Genomic DNA, 19,447 nt, shown 5'->3' with positions numbered 1-19,447 from the left:
CGGATAAATCAGCATTTCCCTAGCAGTCCCTTGTACTTATCGAGCGGCATGTTAACCGTCGGGGCAATGGAGTAGTGGCCTGGGCGATCGTGAACGAGCTTTAGCCCCTGAGGCATCGGTGTTGCTGCGTTGAACTGCCAGACCCAGCCGCTCATGTCTCGCTCGGCCAGTCCTTGCTCATTGAACACGCTGACGCCCGCGTTGTTCGCGATGACCACGACGATGTCGTTGACCTTCGTCAGGTCGACATCGTGTGGCCTGATATTGCTGAGCCTCGGGCTGCCAGAGTTGCCGAGGCGGAAGACGTCTTCGGGGCAGATGTAGAACGACTTGGGGAACATGAACCTCTCCTGATGAGAGGCCAGTGGACCGGCCAGCCGCGGTGCAGCCTAGTGACGTAAGCCACGTCGACTCTGCTGGAGCCGAAGTCGTAAGGCTGTGTACGAAGCGACGCAGAAGCGCTGAACGAGACAGAGAATACGAGCAGCAGCATTCGCGGTTCTCAGACCTTACCGCCCGCGAGTTGCGGTTCCTAGGGGCAATGACGGCGGCCGTTGAGGTGGATGTTGCTTGTGCTCAGGCCGTGTTTGACCCGGGTCATTTCCATGGAAACTGACCCCGTGAACGACCGAGGACGCTGCGAAGCCGCCTCTCGCCGGCGTCAGGCAGCTTCAGGCTGATGTGAGACGTTCGCGGCTCAGGACATTGGCGACCGCTACCGCCTAAAGCGGTCCACTCGACGCGGCCCACCTGATCGGCCGCTTTCTTCCCTAGAACCTGCCTCTCGACGCTGATGTCGCTGTCAGGTAAGCGTGCTGGGAAGTCAGGTTGACGTCGGGCAGCGGCTTAGGCGTCACGCCAGTTGAGGACAGCTTCAGTCAGAGCGCGGTCCCAACACTCCTGTGTGACTACCTCGGCATGTTCGGTGGATAGGTACTCAAGAAACGCTGCGACGACGGTGCGTTGCTTGGCACTGAGGAGCGAAAACTCCGAGCCGACTGGACCCGCTGAGAACCGATTGATGAATCGCATCATGAACAGGTCACCAATGCTGTCTGTGGCGTCACATGCGGCGATCTCCATCAGCCGTGGGAGCAGATAGGCCATTGCCGAAGGGGTTAGATAGCACAGCGGACCCCACGCAACAGTCCCAAAGTCGGCGGCGACGAGCTCCTCGCGCGCTTTGCCACCGAGCATTTGCTCGTACTCATCGCGCTCAGGCTCATAGAGGTCGGCTTGAATGTAGGCCGATGGCTTTGCGAAGCATGCGAATGCCTCTGCTGCCTCTGCAAAATCAAAGTTCAACCTCATGATGCCGGACGTTTACTAGGAAGACCGCTTCTGGCGGAACTCTGGCGCTCGCGACCGGTCTTTCGGCCGACCGCTCAGCGGCGTTGTGCGGCTATTGTGAGCCTGAGGGCCCTGAAACAAGTACGACACCGTATCGAGTTCCATCCTCACCTCCATGGGTTCGTGGATGCGTGCTTGCAGATGGACGCCTACGCGCCGCTTTGCGGGACACGCGACGGGCTGTCCGACGGATATTCACCCCTGGGACGGTTCCGGGGGAGGCGGCTTGATGGGCACCCACACGCGAAAGCGGGTTGCCGCCGTCCTTGAACAGGATGCGCCACCCACGCGCGATTGCCGGGCCCGACCGCTTGCGATTCGCCCGCCTCTCAAGGCGGATGTCACACGGGGTATAGCCTGGAGCGCATGGACGAGCCGGGTTGCCAGCGACATCTCCACCGGCGTGCCGATGGGAGCTATCTGGTACTCCGGGGTGACGCCTCATGAGGAGGTATCGATCGCACGAACAGTACGGGTACAGCGCTGTCCCGCAGCACCAACTGGGCGTCCCCGCCAAGCAGCAGTTTGCTGGGATTGCGCCGGCCATGCGTTCCCAAAACGATCAGACCACAATGCTGGGCGACGGCCTGCGCAACGATGATGGACGCAGCGTTGGATTCAACCGTCTCATGCATGAAAAAGGAGACCTGGACACCCTGCCGCTGAGCTTCCAATGCTGCTTTGGCGAGCAGCTCCTGCCCGTAGTCTCGAAGGCTTTGCCGGTGCTCCTGGAAGTCTCCAGCCGTCTGGAGGAACAGTGGTTCGACATCGATCACGTTCAAGAGAACGAGGCGTGCCTTCATCGCGCCGGCCAACCGTAGGGCACACGCGAGTCCGGCGTCTGATGATCGGCTCCCGTCAATCGGAACGAGGATCGCCTCACACATGGCAAGCCTTCGACTTCTTCTCGCGTTTGCGACGGGAATCTTTCGGGATCAGTTTCGCGCTGTCCTTTGGGACGTGGGCCGGCCTTCCGCCATCGGTGGTGAATGCATCTTCAGCTGCCTCGTCCGACGAGAGGGGAGGATTCGGCGGAGCAGCCCGTGGTTGATTGTTCACGGTCGCCTCGCTTTAGGTGGTGCGCCGGATGCAGGTGACAAGCGCGGCAAGTATCGATAGGCCCGAGGCCTTTTGGCTCCTGTACTCAGCCCAAACGTCGGCGACGAACGTTGCCTGGCTCAAGACGACTGCGACCAGCCAGAGTGATATGCCCCAACCGATGGCCCCCTCGGCGATGAGCACGGCACCCAGCACTCCGAGCGGGACAACAGAAAAGAGGAGAAGAGCGTTCATGAGGGATGCTCCGTGATTAGCGACCGACCGACAATCACAGCGTCCTCCTTCTGAGCGGTGATGTCTGTGTGGTAACAAACACGGCAGAGCCATCGAATACACGTCGTTCGGCGGGTCCTCTGGTCACGGTGCGCCGACGTGGTGCGTTGTCATCGCGCGCGTGGAAAGACCATGAAGCGTGATGGAAAAGGCGACCGTCCAGAGCGTCACGCCAGCAAGCAATGCAGCTACGTCGCCAGGTACGCCCTGGCTCAGCACGTACAGCAAGTAGTACACGGAGCCCACCCCGCGAATCCCGAACCATCCCAACATGATGCGCTGCCGCGAGGTAAGCTGCTCTCCGACAATCGCCACAGCGACTGAGACGGGCCGCAGAAGGAGCAGACTCAATGCGATGGCGCCGAGGATCAGCGGCGACAGCGGCACGAAAGGCAGCATGGCGCCGACCAAGATGATGAGGCCCATCTCGGCAACCTTCTCGAGTTGATCGTTGAAACGCCCAACAGATTCCTTCATTGTCGCGCTCGCGTGATGAGAGTGCGTCGCAACGGCCTCATAGGGATGTCCCGAGACGTCGGCATGCCCGCCGAGGGCTTGTTCCCGTCGGCGCGGCTGCTCAGCGCCCCTTCCGAACGCGATGCCCGCAGCCAGAACGGCAAGAAAGCCGGAGGCTGACACATACAGTGCCGCGCCGTAAGCGACGCCGATGAGCCCCAGTCCGATGAAGGCGTCCAGGCCAATGGCCTGCCGATACCGGCTCCGCAGAAACACCACGGCCCAGCCCATGAGGGCGCCAAAACTTCCCCCGATTGCGACGCCGGCCACCGGCGTCCAGATCAGATCGACGGCTGTCCACTGAAGCCAATCAAAATGCCAAATCGCCCGGTCGCCGGTAGCCCGCAGTACGGCCAGGCCAAGAATCACAAACGGAAGCGCTGCGGCATCATTGAGCGCCCCCTCAGCGGCCAGACTGAAGCCGACGCGCTCCGGGTCTTTTCCCGCGTCGGTATGCACGCTGGACGCCAGCACGGGATCGGTCGGAGCGAGGATGGCCCCCAGCAGAATCGCCGCCCCGAGCGGCATCTGCAGAAGGACCACGCCCACAATCGCGGTCAGTCCCACCATGACCGCTAACGACAGGAACGCCAGTCTTAAAGGGAGCCGCCAAAGGCGATCGAAGAACGGTACACCCAGCCTTAGCCCGACCGCAAAAAGCGATATCGCCAAGCCCAGCTCCGCCGATCGCAGGAGCAGCTCGGAACGGGAGAACGGATCGGGGCGGAATATATCGAGTACACCCGGGCCGAGCACCCAGCCGATACCCAGATAGATCATGGCGCTGGTCAGTTGCATGCGGCCAAGAAGGGTCCCCAGGAGCACCATGCCCAGAAGCAACGCTCCGAAAAGCAGCATCCATGCCGCAAAACTCATACAAGTTCTTCCGAAGCCATTAAATCTGTTGCAAGAGGACGCTCTGGATCTATGGCTGGCTCACATTGAGAGACGTGCTCGGCTTGGGTGTGGCGACGCCGGCCAGTGCAGGGGGAGGGCAACTTCGTTTGCTCGGGCTTTTGGGCTTCGTCGCTGCAGTGGTGATGCACGGACATTGCGGATGTCGTTCGAGGAAGCTATATGGTGCGGAGGCGGCTCGGTTAGGCTCAGGCCGCAACAACCGCGCCCGCTGCTGCTCTAGCCTGCGCCGTTCCCGTGGAGGCGTCGGTGCGACAACGAACCTAGCCGCAAGACGTCGATCCAGCCTCTTCTTCGTGTACCGGCTGTCGTCGGATCTCCAACCAACATTCGAAGGCCCGCCGATGGTGTCGACAGAACTTGCGCGCCAGAACGAACTCCTTGCCGCACTTTCGGAGGAAGAGTTGTCGCGATGGCTTCCAAATCTGGAAGCGGTGCAGGCGCCGCTCGGTCAGGTGATCTACGAATCGGGAGGTCACCTGTCCCACGTCTACTTCCCTACGACGTCCATCGTGTCTCTTCTTTACGTACTCGAGGACGGCGGCTCCGCGGAAATCTCCGTTGTGGGTTATGAGGGCGTGCTGGGTGTGTCGCTCTTTATGGGCGGTCAGACTACTCCCAGCCGCGGCGTGGTGCAAAGCGCGGGGGAACTGCTGCGGCTACGATCCGACTTCATGCTCGCGGAATTCAACCGAGCGGGGAACGTGATGCACCTTCTGCTCCGCTATACGCAGGCTCTGCTCACGCAGATGTCCCAGACGGCGGTCTGCAATCGGCATCACTCCTTGGATCAGCAGCTTTGCCGCTGGCTGCTCCTGAGCCTGGACCGGCTCCACGGCAACGATCTTGTCATGACGCAGGACCTCATCGCCAACATGCTCGGGGTGCGGAGAGAGGGCGTCACCCAGGCGGCAGGCAATCTTCAAGATGCTGGGCTGATAAGTTACCGCCGTGGACATATCCGGGTGCTCGACCGTGCCGGTCTCGAGCAACGCACCTGTGAGTGCTACGCAGTGGTGAAAGCCGAGTACGTCCGCCTGCTGAAACCCGGCTCGGGTAATTCAGTGCAACAGGTAAGCGCCCCTCGATAGTCGGCGTAGTCGGCGTAGTCGGCGCCTGGCTGGTCGAACAACAATGGCCGCGGCAATCTATGGTGAAAAGACGTCGGATCAGCGCCGGGAACCGCTGGAAGAAGGCCTCCTCCTGTTTCGGCTCACCAATGGCCCCGGACAGCCGGAGGAATTCGGATGGCCGGGCCTACGCCGAATCGAACGCCTCGCCAGAGAACGAAGCCTGAGCCCCGTTCGATGCTGTGCTCCCTTTCGACGCACACGTTAGGAAGGCTGCCGTTCAAGAGTTCGCCCGCCACTGGTTCCCACATGCGAACCGGCGTGCTTCTCGAGCGCCAAGATCAGGCGTGCTGCATGCGACTGCCCTCGGTCCAGCGCCGCAGCTCCGGTTAGGTGGTGCTCAGCCCCATAACCCGCGACGCGGGGGACGCGCTTCCGGTACTGAACGCTTGTGGGGCCGCAGGCATTTCAAGCACGCCGGTCGGCAAGTTCTCCATGCGTTTACGCGTTAGCGGGCTCCCTTACCTGTCGAACTGGGCCCACGTCGTAATTCGCGCGGAGTTGGGTTTGCCAGAGGACAGCGGGCCATCCCGCCCTACATCAAGGCGCTCATCATGAACAGCAGTACATCGGCTTCCGAGTCCATTCGTCCTACGGCCTCGAAGCCTGAGAACGAGAACGACGATCCCGTCGGTGATCCCATTGCGAACCAATCGCCGGAGGGCGTTCGCACCGGCGACGCATCGGACGAATCGAACTCCGGCGCCGAGCGAACCGGCAATGACGGCAAGAAGCGTTCGACGCAAGAGGACACAGAGGGCAAGCCGCAAGAGCTGCCTGAAAGCAGCGACGTGCCTCCCGACGACGATGCCACTGCACGTCCTGTACCAGATGCGGCCGGTCAGGCGCGGCGTGGAATCTCAGATGCGGATCTGCCGCAGTCCGCGCGCGGCTGACCGGCGCTGCCGCAACGCATCTCCTCTTCCAGCCAAGCCAGGGTGAGGAAAACCGGTTCCCTTGTGCATCGCGCGTGCACCTGCCGATATGGCCATCTGCGGTCAGCCGGTCGTAAGCACGCGCAGGATGTCCGGATACCAGCTGCAGTTCAGTCCAAGGGTTTCGTCAAAGGCCGCCTCCCTGTTTCGCCCTTCCAGACGAGCGGAGTGGATGCCCAGCAGCCGCCAGGGAAACCCCGGCTGGGCCGCATCCCGCGTCACGACCGGGGCTCCGCTGAGACCTCGATGCGTCCGCGCATCCGTCAGGAAATATCCCTCTCCGCCGAAGCGCCAGCCGTAGGGGGACGCCACGATGCCGGATCGAGCCACCGGTAGGTGATGCAATTCATCGTGAAACCCCATGGGGAACCCGACGATCAGCACCGGCGTACCCAAGCCGATGTCCCGTTCCAGCTCCGGCATCTCTTCGGAGGGAAAGGCGTGCCAGACCGCCTTGTCCGGCATCTGTTCCCGTCGGAGCTTGAGAGTCGCGACGTCGACGTCTCCCGCCGCGTCCCTTCCCTGTCTCCACGCTGCGGTGCCCGCTTCATACAGAGGAAGGGCAGCACTCGCGACTGTCGCCAGATTGTTGCCGTCCGTATGGAAATCAACCTGTATCAGATCGGGATAGTGACCGCTCGACGGATCGATGAACACGTGCCGGCAGGTGACCAGAAAGACCTCCTCGCCGCGTTGCTGCAGGAAGCCCGTGGCGCGCGTCAAGGCTCGACCGCCCTGCAAGGTGCTAAGCCGGACCACAGCGAGCAGCAGCGGATCAACGGACTTCATCGCGGGCCGTAGAGGCGGGCGCTAGGCATCGGCCCTCCTCTTTCGCCACCCCGTGTTGTCGTACGCGCGGCCAGCTTGACCAGGTACATGGCTGCGTCTGCTTTCCTCACGAGGTCCTCTGCCTGGTCACCGTCGGCCGGAAAGTTGCTGGCGCCGATGCTCACGCCTTGCGTCAGGACGGTGCCAGCCACGGTCCACGGCCGAGCAACGGCCGCGACGATCTTGGAGATCAGGCGTCCGACGCCGTCGCTTGGAACGTTCTCCGCAATGATGACGAACTCGTCGCCGCCGATGCGGCAAACGGTGTCACTTGCTCTCAGCGTCGCCTTGAGGACGCCGGCCACGTGCAGCAGCAACCGGTCGCCGACTTCATGCCCGAGTTGATCGTTGGTCTTCTTGAAGTCATTGAGGTCCAGGAAGAGAACTGCCAGGGGCGTCGAGTTCCGCTTGGCGAGTTCGAGCTCGTGGGTCAACCTGTCCCAAAGGACAATGCGGTTGGGCAACTGGGTCAACGGATCGGTCTCGGCAACCCGCACGGCCTGCTCAAGCGCGGCGTGCGCGGAGTCGGCTTCTCTTACAGCGCGCAGGTTCTGATCATGGAGCTCCGTGTACAGGCGCTCGTTCTCGAGCACCATCCAGTACAAAGCTCCCAGCCGCTCCTCGCTGCGCGCCTGCGCGATCTGGGTCAGAAGCTTCTCGAGGGTGTGCTCGGCCTCCCTGATTTCGCGCTTGACCTGCGCAAGGCGCAGAACTGATTCGGCTTCAGTGCTCATCACTCTCTTCCTGTCTGGAGGAATGGGAACTCGCCTGATCGTCAGCTTGGCACTGCACATCGTGCCCCTGCTGCCAGGCGTCCTTTCGCTTCTGCCACAGGTCTATGCAGTCCCCCCGTGGCCGAGGGGCGATTCAGCTGTTCGTCCATGGGATTTACATCACGCTCCTCCCCTCGCGCGGCGGCCTTGGCTCCTTGACGTTGGAGTTCGGCGCGCTCGGCAGTGGGGAGGCTGTCCTTCTGATCGCGACCGGCGGCGTGCTGCTTCGGTTCGGACCTGCGCTTCATGGTCGCCTCCCTCTCCGGTAGAGCCATGCCGTGAAACGCGGCAAGTGGCGATCCAAGCCTAGGCCGGGATCAGAAACATATTTCCCGCCGGCTCGCCATCCATGCTTGAATGCTCAGCACTGACATGCGCGCGGCGTCGCGTCGGCCAGCTTGCGTGGCCGCCATCAACGACGACCAGGTCGCTCCGCCAGGGAGCTCTTTCGAAAGCGCGACATGTTCGTCAAAGCCGGACTTGCCCACATTGGCGGGCTGCAGATTTCATCCTTCGACGTCATCTACGTCTGTCCGTCCCACTCCGAGCTGGGAACACTGATCTTCAGGCGGCGTCACGCCCCACCCAGACGAGCCCTCTTTATCGACCTGCCCAAAGATCCGAAGCACGGAACGATCGAGCGGATCCGTGACGCGCTGGACCCACTGCGGCACTCCGACGATTGGCTACCGTGATCGGAACCCATCATCGGCGGCCGCGGTCAAGTGATGGCCTGCCGCCCGATCGCCCTTTTGACCCAAGCATCTCCCCAACCCTCGCCGTGCCGCTGGGGATGCCATGAGGAAGGCGCTGATGAACAAACTCATGACTGTCGACTTCAAGCACACGATGCTGTTCAGCGGGCGTGTCATCAAGGTCTGTGCCGACTTTGATGTAAGCGGGAAGTTCCTGAGTTGGAACGCCACCTTCTACGTTGCGCCTCAGTTCTTCGAGATGACGGGATGCGTGCAGAGAACTCAAGGCGAGACCGATTCCCAGACTGTTGTGTTGTCGATCGGTCAGGCGCTGAACGCAAGGTTCGCGTGATGCGGCACGGCGACGCAGGCCCGTTGCCGTATGCAAAGTCGCTCGGTGCAACGCAGAAAAGCGCAGGGAACCAGGCGACGGGCCGCAACCAAGGAGCAGCAGATGCGACTCTTCAAGTCCGTGGATTTTCGGCACGAGTGCCGTGTGAGCGCCTCCGCCACCGGGCTGGCGAAGGCGTGCGTTGACTTCAGCGCAAGCGGAGCGCTGCTGGTTTGGATCGCAACGGTCAATCGCTCGGAGCAGGTTTTCGAGTTGGAAGGTTCTACCTACCGCGCGGACGACGAGTCCGAGCGCGAGGCCGTGATACGGGCGGTCTCGATGGCAATCGATACGGCAATCGCGGCCGCCTGAAAGCGCGCGGAGTACATGATGTTCCGGCGCCTTTGCCAAGGCGGTCGCAGGCCGGAGCTTGTGCCGCCTGAGGACTACGAGGTCGCTCGATCAGCCCGGGGCCTCAGGGTGACCAGGGTCGCGGCATGCCCGGGATCCGGCGTATCACGCCCAACAAGGAAGTCGGATGACCATCCCGCAGCCTCCACGGTCCGTCCTGGTGGTCGACGACGTACCTGACATGTCGACGTCGCTTGGCTTGCTGCTAGCGGGGCTCGGATTCAGCGTGCGGACGGCGCAATCGGGGGAGCAAGCGCTCTGCTTGATCCGGGACGACCCGCCAGACGCCGTGATCTCGGACATCGAGATGCCAGGCATCGGAGGTATCGGACTCGCTCAGGCGATCAAAAGGGACTCGAGCATCAACGCGTTGCTGATCGGGATCTCGGGTTCGGCTCAGAGCCTGCGCGACGCCGCCGACCTCTTCGACCACACGCTGCTGAAGCCTGTGTCGATCGAGGCCTTGGAGGAGCTGCTCCCTCATGGGGACTGGAACATATGACACTCCTTCGGACCGCGCATGGCGCATGGAACGCCGAAGAGGTCGGTGAACTCGTGGATGGCTTTGCCAAGCACATCACCCAATATGGGATCGTTCTGCTGGATCCCTTGGGGCGAATCACCGGATGGAGCGAGGGGAGCTACCGCATCACCGGCTTCTCGGCTGAGGAGGTGTTGGGCCGCGGCTTCTCGATATTGTTTGCGGACGAGGACGTGAGGGCTGAACTGCATCGCCACGAACTCAATGCCGCAGCAATGCTGGGAGCCGTTGAGGATGAGCGATGGCACGCGCGCAAGGATGGATCGGCCTTCTGGGCCAGTGGCATGACCTTCTCCAGGCGTCAGCACGGCCGTCATCTTGGCTTCGCCAAGCTGTTTCGTGATGCCACCCACCTACGCCTTCGAACTCAATGGCTCGAGAACGAAGTGCAGCGCCTGGAGCGACAGCATCACGATCAAACGGTCTTCATCGGGACGATTGCGCACGAGTTGCGCAATCCGCTGCAGCCGATCGGCCTTGCCACAAGACTGCTTGCGTTGTCGGTCGATCCCAAGCAGATCGAACAGGCAGCGAAGGTGATCCGTCGGCAGGTCGCGTTCGTCGAGAGACTGGTCGAGGATCTGGTCGACATGACGCGAGTGAGCGAAGGCCGGTTGAATCTGCGCTACGAAGACGTGCTGTTGCAGCCGTTGGTGGAGGAGGCGATCGAAGCATGTCGCCCGTCTGCGGTCGCCGCCAGCGTCGAGCTTCTCAGCGTTCTTCCGCCGGTGATGGTGCGAGTACAGGTCGACAGTGGCCGTATCCATCAGGTTGTCACCAACTTGTTGAACAACGCGATCAAGTTCACTCCCCGTGGTGGTCGTGCGTCGGTGCTGGTCAACGTCGACGGAACTCACTTCCTGATCAAAGTGCTGGACACCGGCTGCGGTATTGGGCCGGAGCTTCAGCCTCGCATCTTTGACATGTTCACGCAGGCTGACGGCGCGGACTCCGGGCGGGGGCATGGCCTGGGAATCGGCCTCGCCCTCGTGAAGGAGATCGTCTCCTTGCACGGAGGAACCGTTGAGGTCAGAAGCGAAGGCCGCGGCCGTGGCAGCGAGTTCATTGCGAGACTACCGATCCTGAGACAGGCGCCGCGAACACTAAACTAGAGGGAGCAAGTCCGCCCGTCGCGGCTAAGCGCCAACTTTGACGGCCGCTGCAGGGCGGCGATTCAGGTGAGGCGGAAATCTGTAGCGGGTCGAAAGTACGTCGGTCTGTTCAAGGAGCGGCTGTTTCTCATTGCCTCACGCGGTGAGCGCTGTCGGAAGGCCTGGAAGACTGCTTCACCGCGACAGCGGTCGGCGCCGTTGGCGCGCTGCGTCCGTGCCAATGGCCGCTTTACGCCAGGCCTCGTGCAGTTGTCTCTTTGCCGCGGATGACGGCAATCGCTGCGAAGCTGCCGCTCGCCGGCGTCAGCGGCTTCAGGCTGAGGCTGTGTGGAAACGCTGTTTGACTTGAGGCGTCCCCCGACCACGGACACACGCGAGTCCTGAGAAGCGCCAATGCGCTCTCCGAGGACTGTCTGCGGTGAATTGGCGATAACGACGCTAGCGCCTATCCAAAGTCGGATTCAAGTCTGGCCATCGCAGCGATGGCGACGCGTGCAGCGAACTCCGCTTCTTGCACCGAGGGATGGCAACCCGCCAGGGGGACCCGGACCTCTTCGTCGCCGCCCTCGCCAGCTACCAACATCACCAAGATGGCTCGAAATTGGCCCAAGCTGACGAGCTCGGTTTCAATTCGAGCGCTGAATTCTGTTGGATCGTCGGCCAAGTCTTTATGCATCGCAGTGAGACCGCATCTAGAGCCAGGTGATCTTGGTCGGATCGCTGTCACGCCTATCGGCTTCGATGGTCGAGTGCGTCCGCCGGGCATGGCTAATCCTACTGCGATGTGCGGACGCGAGGTCCGCACAGTCAAGCTCACATGGCGCGATGTCTGATGATCGGTGGCACGTCCTCCGCCTTGCCGACGCTCGCGCAAAAGAGGCAGCCGGGTTGATTGACCTTGGCCACCATGCGCGACATCATCCCGCCCTTCGGGCGGAGAAAGCTTCGCTGCTCAAACGTGGTCGGCGGCTGGGAGAACAGACCCGTGATGTATCCAACCAGCACCTGCATCGCGCGACCCACGATCTCCATGTTGAACGCAAGCATCGACGGTTCTGGAAGATCAAATCCGCGGAGGTAGCTGCCGGCTCGATCGCGCTCTGCGCGCGGTTTCGCTTCCGCGGCAAGTCGCTCGGCGTTAATGTGACCGGAGCACCACAGGCAGGGCGCTCCCGGGCGGCAAAGATTGACGCGACCGATCTCATTGACCACGGCGCCGTTCGCGTCGACGACGAACTGCACGCCGATGTCGAGCAGGGGGATGAGGTACTGCTGACAGATCTGATTGAGAAAGGCTCGGGACGTAGTGTTGTCCGTGCAGACGATGACCACAGCGCTGCGGACCAGCGCACGAAGCACCTCCGGGTCCTCAACGTTGAGAGTGATGGCCCTCACGGTCGCTTCGGGGGCATGCGCGATCGCGTAGTCGCGGGCAAGCTCTGCCTTGTTTCGAACGCCGGCGTCTTTCGGGCAGCTTGCCGGGATTCGAGGCAAGTTAGTCAGGTCCACAAGGTCGTCGTCAACCAGCGTCATGTCTCGGGCGCCGTGATGGATCAAGGCGAGGGACGCAAGGCTGCCGGTTCCCCCCAAACCCACGATCGTGAACGCTGCCCGCGCGATCGCGTGCTGTCCCTCGGGTCCCAAAAGCAGCGCCTGTCGATCGAACCGCCGATCGACCGAGGCGCCGTGATGAACGTGCTCGACCCATCGATCCTCGTCCACGACGACGACAGAATCGAGCGCGACGGCAGTAGCCCGATCGCGGCCATAAACCAATCCTTGGCACTCGTCGATCGCCGAGTTCCAGACGAGCGCCACATGCTCTGGTTGGGGCGCTTGGCGGTGGAAGAACGCGAATGACCTGGCGTTGCCCACATGGTCAGCATGCGAGAAGTGGACATCGCGATCGGTCATCGGATGGAGGTGAGCCATGACAATGACTCGGCCGTCGGCCCTGGCGCGCTTCGCGACCGAGGACATCGCGGCTGGGCTGACGGACGCGATGTCCTCGGCTTGCTCGATGTAATCGGTGGGTTCTACGGGCACGATGTCGTCGACCAGATAGATGACGTCGTCTTCCACGCCAACGCGGCGGCACAGAAGGAAGCAGACGGACTCACGGGGCATCGCCGCCCGCAGCAGAGCTGCTTGGCGGCGATGATGAACCCCGCGCATTTTCAGCACGTAGCGCATCATCGCCCTCCACTCAGTTGGCCTGAGCCAGTCGCGTGCGCACGAAGCGCATGTGCGACATCACGCCGCTGGTGGCCGGATCCCACCGCTGGGGCTGCGGGTAATGCCAGGAGAACCGCTGCCAGACTTGGCCGCCATAGGTCTCCTGCAGATCGGCGTTCTGCGGGGTGCGCCCATCGGCGAGGGTCAGTCCGGGAGGCACCCAGAACATGTCCATCGCGGCGATCGGGTAGCCCTGCGGGACGTGGATCAGCACATCCGTGTTGGAGCGGTTCCAGTGCTTCGGGAGCGCCACGGCCGGCACGATGACCAGGGTGCGGGCCCCGTCGTCGATGCAGCGAACTTCGCCGTACTGCTGGCGCAAGGCCTGCAGGTCGGCTTCCAGCCGGGGCTCGAAGCCGACGTTGCCGCAGGGGCTCGTGTAGAGCCGGTCGCGCGGCTGCAGAAGCAGACGAATCCCCGGAGTAAGCTGCGCGTCCGGGAGGTCGGTCAGCTCGACGAACAAGCCGTCGCCGGCCTGAAAATCGGAGGCCAGGGGCGCGATCTCGTCGAAGGTCAGCTTGACATGGCGGAGGAGCGCGTCCCCCTTGATCGGCTCACCATTGATGACGATGGCGATCGGCTGCCGCAGGGCAGGGCCCGCGCCTTCGGGGCACGGTCCGTCTGCAATCGAGAATCTCTCATCGCCATCGATGATGATGGCGTCGGTCGCGGCGAACGGGATGTCCCGATCGTCCTTGATCTCGAACTGCAGATGGTGTCGCTGGGGATCCAGCTTGACCAGGTTGTAGATCGCGGCACCGTTGACCAGGCCGCGGCTGCACTCGTAGCGGTCACCCGCCACGTGAATGGTCGCGAAAGATTTCACTTCGCTTTTCCTCAAAAATGATCATTAATGCCCCCGCAAGCTAGGGGCGTTGCTTGACCCTGAGGATTTCGTGCAGCACACTTTTGGCTCCTACACCGGATGTGGCAACACGTCCCCCAAGGCAAGCCTTCGCGCTTGCCTTTTTCTTTACTGGCTCTTGTTCATAGTGCCCTTCCCTCAGAAGAGGCCCGTAGGGGCCGGTTTCGGCGGAATGATCCCCGCCTTGATCAAGCGATCGAGGCGGTACTGAGCAGCAGTCGGGCTCGTTCCGCAAATCTGAGCCAGGTCGTGAGCTGACGCTGCCAAGCGGCACGCTTCGATCGGCATCATGACCGCGGCGGTCAGCGCCTTCGCCTGCCATTCGCTGTCTTCGAAGAACTCGTGCGCGCCGATGGGGCCCCGTTGCAAAGTGACCGCGTGGTCCAGCACGATGTGGCAGAGCTCGTGGATCACCGTACTTCTGGAGAAGACGTTCTCTTGGGCCAGGCCGTCGTAGACGTCCTCGCGCAAGACCACCAGGAAGTCCAGGGGCACCGTGAACCCGGCGCATTCCTGCAGTGTGTCGTCCACGTGGAAGTTGTAGCCGGCCTTGGGCAAGGTCTGTTCGAGGACCTTGCGCGCGTCGATTCGAAACCCGTTCGACCCGGGTACCGTGGGAAGGATCTTGCGCAAATCCTCGGCCACCTCTTCGAGCTTCGCGTAGCTCATGGGAGCCACTTTGAAACCGCTGGGCGTAGAGGACCGCTGAGCCGTACCGAGCATCATTTGTCGTTCTCCTCCGGGTATTTGGACTCCAGCCATTCGTTCATTTCCTTGGACGGCTGAGCGCCGTCTTGGAGGCGACGAGCAAATGCGGCCACCAGTCGGCGGGCATCTGGCTCCAGCTTCGAGACCGACACAACATCCTTGGACTGCGCTGCGGCTGCCTTCAGCCGCTGCAATTCTTCGGGGGTCGCGTGGCCACGGAAAAACAAGACGGCTGCGTCCGCGTATTTGTCGGCGAGCGTCTTCTCGCCGTACTCGATACCGCTCATGTACGAAGAACTGATGCCGAGGGCTTCGGCCATCGACTTCATCGAAACTTCATAGCGCATTCGCAACGTCCTCACGGTCTCGCCAAATGGGGTCAGCTTCATGGATGCTCCTGGGGTGTGATGGACATCCCTCCGTCGGATTCTCCTCCGGTTGGATAACTACTACGCCAAATAGTACATCTCTTCGCTAAAAAGTGAAATATAGGTGTTCACCCTAGATTCGGAAGGCTGGAGCCTCCCCTTAGGAAAAGTTATCCACAAGAGCCCGCAAACGTAAACCTTCTCACCATCAGCATGCTGTCACGACCAAAGAACGCTATAGGTAGAGAAGAGTGCGCCGCAGATCGCTAGCGGTAGTGGTTCTGACAGTGAACCTCGTGCTGATCATCAGCGACTGTAATTCCTGAAATCAAGGCGATCTCTTGATATCCACAGATTTGGGGCCAAAAATGGCCTATCCTGAAAAACATGACGCCTGAACAGGAATCCGTGGCGATGCGCGACTGGCCCGAGCGCGAAGTTTGCAAACTGCTTGCGCTCAGAGTGCGCCGCCATCGAGTGGGTGCGGGTCTGTCTCAGCAAGCATTTGCGCTGAAGGCGCAGATCCCGTTGCGGACCTACAAGCGCTTTGAACTAGACGGGAAAGCTACGCTGGAGACGTTCGTGCAGGTGCTTCGCGTTTTAGGGCGCACCCAGTTCCTGCCGCTGCTTTTCCCCACAGCGCTTCCGCAAAGTTCCAGCACGTTCGAGGGAAAACTGGCTCGGCTGAAGGCCTTGGCTGCTCAACGTGCCGGTGGGAGCCGAGATGCGTCCGGCTAGATCACAGTTTTAGATTCCTGGCATGCGCACTACGTACAGATCGAACTACACCTAAAGTGAGATCGGCCACTGCGCATCGTCCGAGCTGGACTGCCTCGCTCCACCCTTCGCATTCCGGAGCGATCACCTGCTTCGCGCTGCTGGCCGAGGTTCAGACATGAACGAACAAAGTTCAAAGATGAACGGTTTTCGACAACACTCGACAGCAATCAGGCTCGGCGCGTAGGCATGTCACCACTGGCGGCCTCTCCCGCATCACTGGATTGATACACAGAGACGGTGCCAACACTTTTGTCAGCCAACTTACAGCCCAATCGTCGGCGAGCTTGCGTCCGCATGCGCACATCGGTTTGTTGGGCGGCGCTGGCGTCGCGTCCCCATGCGGAGGAGCGCTTCAACCAGTGCCGTGGCTGGCACGCTGACCGACTTCGCGCGCTCCTGGCGTGCAGACGGCAGTCACAGCGCACTGCTTGGATGGACTACTCAAGCCCGACTAGACGGGCGGGGGGCGCCGGCTCGCGCCTGTGACAGCCCACTTCAGCTCGCTGCGGACGAAAGTTTCAACTTAGACGATGAACTTCCCAAGTTAGCCGAATGTCGACACCCGCCCTTGAAAGCGCCAAGCCCGTCCATATAATCTCCCTGCTAGCACTCGCGTCGGTCGAGTGCTAACAAGCCCCACGACGTCCCTCGCGGGGCTTACTTCTTGTGGGGGTTGGCCAGTGCGAGAACCGCACGGCGGGCCCTTGAAGCAAGTCCGCACAGTCAAGGAGATCTGATGAAACTGCGTCCTCTGCACGATCGCGTGATCGTTAAGCGCCTGGAAAACGAAACCAAGACGGCCTCCGGCATCGTCATCCCCGACAACGCCGCCGAGAAGCCCGACCAGGGCGAGGTGCTGGCCGTCGGCCCGGGCAAGCGCAACGACAAGGGTGAATTCATTGCCCTGAACGTCGCCGTCGGCGACCGCGTGCTGTTCGGCAAGTACAGCGGCCAGACCGTCAAGGTCGACGGCGAAGAGCTGCTCGTGATGCGCGAAGAGGATCTGTTTGCGGTCATCGCCAAGTAATCGGCGACCACCCTCACAGACCCCATTCATCTAGATAGAGATTCGGAGAGATACACATGGCAGCAAAAGACGTTGTCTTCGGCGGCGAAGCCCGTGCCCGCATGGTCGAAGGCGTGAACATCCTGGCCAACGCGGTCAAGGTCACGCTGGGTCCCAAGGGCCGTAACGTGGTGCTGGAGCGCTCGTTCGGCGCCCCTACCGTCACCAAGGACGGTGTCTCGGTCGCCAAGGAGATCGAGCTCAAGGACAAGCTGCAGAACATGGGCGCCCAGATGGTCAAGGAAGTCGCTTCCAAGACCTCGGACAACGCCGGTGACGGCACCACCACCGCCACCGTGCTGGCCCAGGCCATCGTGCGCGAAGGCATGAAGTACGTGGCCGCCGGCATGAACCCGATGGACCTCAAGCGCGGCATCGACAAGGCCGTCGCCGCCCTGGTCGAGCAGCTGAAGAAGGCCTCCAAGGCCACCACCACGTCCAAGGAAATCGCCCAGGTCGGCACGATCTCGGCCAACTCCGATGACTCGATCGGCAAGATCATCGCCGACGCGATGGACAAGGTCGGCAAGGAAGGCGTGATCACCGTCGAGGACGGCAAGTCGCTGGCCAACGAGCTGGACGTCGTCGAAGGCATGCAGTTCGACCGCGGCTACCTGTCGCCCTACTTCATCAACAACCCGGAGAAGCAGTCGGCGATCCTGGACAACCCCTTCGTCCTGCTCTACGACAAGAAGATCTCCAACATCCGCGACCTGCTGCCGACGCTGGAAGCCGTCGCCAAGGCCGGCCGTCCGCTGCTGATCATCGCGGAAGAAGTCGACGGCGAAGCGCTGGCGACCCTGGTGGTCAACACCATCCGCGGCATCCTGAAGGTCGTCGCCGTGAAGGCCCCGGGCTTCGGCGACCGCCGCAAGGCCATGCTGGAAGACATCGCCATCCTGACCGGTGGCAAGGTCATCGCCGAGGAAGTCGGCCTGTCGCTGGAGAAGGTCACGCTGGCTGACCTGGGCCAGGCCAAGCGCGTCGAAGTGGGCAAGGAAAACACCACCATCATCGACGGCAACGGCGCCGGCGGCGACATCGAGGCGCGCGTCAAGCAGATCCGCGTCCAGATCGAGGAAGCCACCAGCGACTACGACCGCGAGAAGCTGCAGGAACGCGTGGCCAAGCTGGCCGGCGGCGTGGCCGTCATCAAGGTCGGTGCCGCCACCGAAGTCGAGATGAAGGAGAAGAAGGCCCGTGTCGAAGACGCGCTGCACGCCACCCGTGCCGCCGTCGAGGAAGGCATCGTGGCCGGTGGCGGTGTCGCGCTGCTGCGCGCCCGTCAGGCCGCTGGCGACATCAAGGGCGACAACGCCGACCAGGACGCCGGCATCAAGCTGATCCTGAAGGCCATCGAAGCCCCGCTGCGCGAGATCGTCTACAACGCCGGCGAAGAAAGCTCGGTCGTCGTCAACAACGTGCTGGCCGGTTCGGGCAACCACGGCTACAACGCCGCCAACGGCACCTATGGCGACATGATCGAGATGGGCATCCTGGACCCGACCAAGGTGACCCGCACCGCGCTGCAGAACGCCGCCTCCGTGGCCTCGCTGATGCTGACCACCGAGTGCATGGTCGCCGAAGCGCCGAAGGACGAGTCCGCCGCGCCCGCCATGCCGGGTGGCATGGGCGGCATGGGCATGGACATGTAAGAGTCCGGCCGAGCCCGCGACGATCGACGCCCGCCGTCGATCGTTGACGCTCAACAAAGGGGTCGCTTCGGCGACCCCTTTTTTTCATTGCGCGGGCCGCAACGGGAAAAAGATCGCCGCCCGGGGGCCGCTCTGTTTCCGTTGGATACGAACCGGGCAACGCGCTTGCTGGTCATCCCGGTCGGCATGCGCCCAGAATTGCCGGACCCGCCAGCCTCTTCGGCTCGGCACCGCAGGGGCTTTCCCCAGGTCGCACGGCCCCACGGGCCTGGGGGATGTCACTTGAATCAGGGGCGACCATAATGCGCTGACAACTTGTCACAAACGATGGCCCACGCCGCTTCGCCTTCCCTTCAAAGCCTGGTCGACGAGACCCTCGCCCACGTGCCCGCGCTGTCGCATGCGGTGTACAACGGCTTGCAGGACGAGCTCAAGAGCCGGCTGGAGCACCACCAGTTGCTGGCCGGATGGTCCAAGCGACGCGCCCACTTCGCCTCCGACCTCGAAGGCTCGCTGGGTCGCCTGCTGGGCTTGGCGCGCGAAGGCGGCGATCCGCTGCAGCGCGAGCGGCAGGCGGCGGGTCGCGGGGAGCTGTCGCTGAGCCTGGTCGACGAGGGCCAGGCGCTGAAGGACGTCGCGATCGCGCACGTGATCACCGCCATCGAGGACCAGTCGCGCGCCGAGCTCCACCAGCTCGGCAATTTCTTCGCGGCGCTGCGTGGCATCGCCCGGCCGCTGAAGAACGACAACCCGCTGCGGGCTGCGCTGTTCGCGCAGGCGCTGTCCCGCGCGATCGAGGGCGTGGACCTCGATGCCGAGGGCCGTTATGCGCTGATGCGCATGGCCGCGCTGCCGCTGGCGCTGAAGCTGCAGCCGATCTACGCCTCGCTGTGCCAGGGCC

At 62.4% G+C, this 19,447-nt stretch carries 23 protein-coding genes; 11 read left to right on the top strand and 12 right to left on the bottom strand.

The window, feature by feature from the left end; all coding sequences use genetic code 11:
- Positions 1 to 8: 8 nt before the first annotated feature.
- The 5 genes from FUT87_RS13270 to FUT87_RS13250 form a co-directional block, all read right to left on the bottom strand.
- Positions 9 to 341: a hypothetical protein gene (locus FUT87_RS13270; RefSeq protein WP_147241324.1), complete on the bottom strand. Its 333-nt coding sequence runs from the start codon at positions 339 to 341 to the stop codon at positions 9 to 11.
- Positions 342 to 846: 505 nt separating this feature from the next.
- A complete protein-coding gene (locus FUT87_RS13265) occupies positions 847 to 1,311 on the bottom strand; it encodes a hypothetical protein (RefSeq protein WP_147241323.1) in 465 nt (154 codons plus the stop codon).
- A 455-nt stretch (positions 1,312 to 1,766) separates the two neighbouring features.
- The gene (locus tag FUT87_RS31715; RefSeq protein WP_147241322.1) at positions 1,767 to 2,237 is read right to left on the bottom strand and encodes a universal stress protein; all 471 of its coding nucleotides are present in this window, start codon (positions 2,235 to 2,237) and stop codon (positions 1,767 to 1,769) included.
- A 184-nt stretch (positions 2,238 to 2,421) separates the two neighbouring features.
- Entirely contained in the window at positions 2,422 to 2,643 is a 222-nt protein-coding gene (locus FUT87_RS13255; RefSeq protein ID WP_147241321.1) for a hypothetical protein, read from the bottom strand.
- 123 nt (positions 2,644 to 2,766) lie between these two features.
- On the bottom strand, positions 2,767 to 4,056 hold the full coding sequence (locus FUT87_RS13250) for a sodium:proton antiporter (protein WP_255511812.1): 1,290 nt from the start codon (positions 4,054 to 4,056) through the stop codon (positions 2,767 to 2,769).
- A gap of 401 nt (positions 4,057 to 4,457) precedes the next feature.
- On the opposite strand from FUT87_RS13250, the gene FUT87_RS13245 reads away from it, so the two are divergent.
- Positions 4,458 to 5,204, top strand: a complete 747-nt coding sequence (locus FUT87_RS13245; protein ID WP_147241325.1) for a Crp/Fnr family transcriptional regulator — start codon at positions 4,458 to 4,460, stop codon at positions 5,202 to 5,204.
- A 593-nt stretch (positions 5,205 to 5,797) separates the two neighbouring features.
- Positions 5,798 to 6,139, top strand: coding sequence for a hypothetical protein (locus FUT87_RS13240; RefSeq protein WP_147241319.1), 342 nt, complete (start codon positions 5,798 to 5,800; stop codon positions 6,137 to 6,139).
- Positions 6,140 to 6,241: 102 nt separating this feature from the next.
- Here the strand turns inward: FUT87_RS13240 and FUT87_RS13235 are convergent, their stop codons facing one another.
- Genes FUT87_RS13235 through FUT87_RS31710 form a run of 3 tightly spaced genes read right to left on the bottom strand, consistent with a single transcriptional unit; the run spans position 6,242 to position 8,027 of the window.
- On the bottom strand, positions 6,242 to 6,967 hold the full coding sequence (locus FUT87_RS13235; protein WP_147241318.1) for a serine protease: 726 nt from the start codon (positions 6,965 to 6,967) through the stop codon (positions 6,242 to 6,244).
- On the bottom strand, positions 6,964 to 7,740 hold the full coding sequence (locus tag FUT87_RS13230; protein ID WP_186830518.1) for a GGDEF domain-containing protein: 777 nt from the start codon (positions 7,738 to 7,740) through the stop codon (positions 6,964 to 6,966). The genes FUT87_RS13235 and FUT87_RS13230 overlap by 4 nt, the downstream gene beginning before the upstream one ends.
- A 41-nt stretch (positions 7,741 to 7,781) precedes the next feature.
- Positions 7,782 to 8,027, bottom strand: coding sequence for a CrpP-related protein (locus tag FUT87_RS31710; protein ID WP_404935399.1), 246 nt, complete (start codon positions 8,025 to 8,027; stop codon positions 7,782 to 7,784).
- 213 nt (positions 8,028 to 8,240) lie between these two features.
- On the opposite strand from FUT87_RS31710, the gene FUT87_RS13225 reads away from it, so the two are divergent.
- The 5 genes from FUT87_RS13225 to FUT87_RS13205 all read left to right on the top strand — a co-directional run bounded on the left by FUT87_RS13225 (position 8,241) and on the right by FUT87_RS13205 (position 10,869).
- On the top strand, positions 8,241 to 8,474 hold the full coding sequence (locus tag FUT87_RS13225) for a hypothetical protein (protein WP_147241316.1): 234 nt from the start codon (positions 8,241 to 8,243) through the stop codon (positions 8,472 to 8,474).
- Between the two features lie 118 nt (positions 8,475 to 8,592).
- Positions 8,593 to 8,826, top strand: a complete 234-nt coding sequence (locus tag FUT87_RS13220) for a hypothetical protein (protein ID WP_147241315.1) — start codon at positions 8,593 to 8,595, stop codon at positions 8,824 to 8,826.
- A gap of 102 nt (positions 8,827 to 8,928) precedes the next feature.
- Positions 8,929 to 9,177 carry a hypothetical protein gene (locus FUT87_RS13215; RefSeq protein WP_147241314.1) on the top strand — a complete coding sequence of 83 codons (249 nt, stop codon included), beginning with the start codon at positions 8,929 to 8,931 and terminating at the stop codon, positions 9,175 to 9,177.
- A 166-nt stretch (positions 9,178 to 9,343) separates the two neighbouring features.
- Complete coding sequence (locus tag FUT87_RS13210; RefSeq protein ID WP_147241313.1) at positions 9,344 to 9,718, top strand: response regulator; 375 nt, start codon at positions 9,344 to 9,346, stop codon at positions 9,716 to 9,718.
- Entirely contained in the window at positions 9,715 to 10,869 is a 1,155-nt protein-coding gene (locus FUT87_RS13205; RefSeq protein WP_147241312.1) for a PAS domain-containing sensor histidine kinase, read from the top strand. The genes FUT87_RS13210 and FUT87_RS13205 overlap by 4 nt, the downstream gene beginning before the upstream one ends.
- 813 nt (positions 10,870 to 11,682) lie before the next feature.
- Here FUT87_RS13205 and FUT87_RS13200 read toward each other — a convergent pair.
- The 4 genes from FUT87_RS13200 to FUT87_RS13185 all read right to left on the bottom strand — a co-directional run bounded on the left by FUT87_RS13200 (position 11,683) and on the right by FUT87_RS13185 (position 15,066).
- Entirely contained in the window at positions 11,683 to 13,062 is a 1,380-nt protein-coding gene (locus tag FUT87_RS13200; protein ID WP_186830517.1) for a ThiF family adenylyltransferase, read from the bottom strand.
- A gap of 13 nt (positions 13,063 to 13,075) precedes the next feature.
- Positions 13,076 to 13,930 carry an E2/UBC family protein gene (locus tag FUT87_RS13195; RefSeq protein ID WP_186830516.1) on the bottom strand — a complete coding sequence of 285 codons (855 nt, stop codon included), beginning with the start codon at positions 13,928 to 13,930 and terminating at the stop codon, positions 13,076 to 13,078.
- A 177-nt stretch (positions 13,931 to 14,107) separates the two neighbouring features.
- Complete coding sequence (locus FUT87_RS13190) at positions 14,108 to 14,638, bottom strand: ImmA/IrrE family metallo-endopeptidase (RefSeq protein WP_147241309.1); 531 nt, start codon at positions 14,636 to 14,638, stop codon at positions 14,108 to 14,110.
- 53 nt (positions 14,639 to 14,691) lie between these two features.
- Entirely contained in the window at positions 14,692 to 15,066 is a 375-nt protein-coding gene (locus FUT87_RS13185) for a helix-turn-helix transcriptional regulator (RefSeq protein WP_147241308.1), read from the bottom strand.
- A 393-nt stretch (positions 15,067 to 15,459) separates the two neighbouring features.
- Here FUT87_RS13185 and FUT87_RS13180 point away from each other — a divergent pair, with 393 nt between their 5' ends.
- The 4 genes from FUT87_RS13180 to FUT87_RS13165 form a co-directional block, all read left to right on the top strand.
- A complete protein-coding gene (locus FUT87_RS13180; protein ID WP_186830515.1) occupies positions 15,460 to 15,783 on the top strand; it encodes a helix-turn-helix transcriptional regulator in 324 nt (107 codons plus the stop codon).
- Positions 15,784 to 16,561: 778 nt separating this feature from the next.
- Positions 16,562 to 16,852 carry a co-chaperone GroES gene (gene groES, locus FUT87_RS13175; RefSeq protein WP_091720640.1) on the top strand — a complete coding sequence of 97 codons (291 nt, stop codon included), beginning with the start codon at positions 16,562 to 16,564 and terminating at the stop codon, positions 16,850 to 16,852.
- A 56-nt stretch (positions 16,853 to 16,908) separates the two neighbouring features.
- Positions 16,909 to 18,546, top strand: coding sequence for a chaperonin GroEL (groL, locus tag FUT87_RS13170; RefSeq protein ID WP_091720635.1), 1,638 nt, complete (start codon positions 16,909 to 16,911; stop codon positions 18,544 to 18,546).
- Positions 18,547 to 18,873: 327 nt separating this feature from the next.
- Positions 18,874 to 19,447, top strand: a 574-nt coding sequence (locus FUT87_RS13165) for a DUF1631 family protein (RefSeq protein ID WP_147241306.1), incomplete at its 3' end; no start/stop codon positions are given.

The sequence above is a fragment of the Mitsuaria sp. TWR114 genome (genome assembly GCF_007997345.1).
Note: the sequence above shows the minus strand (reverse complement) of the source record. Positions and strands in the feature narration are given on the sequence as shown.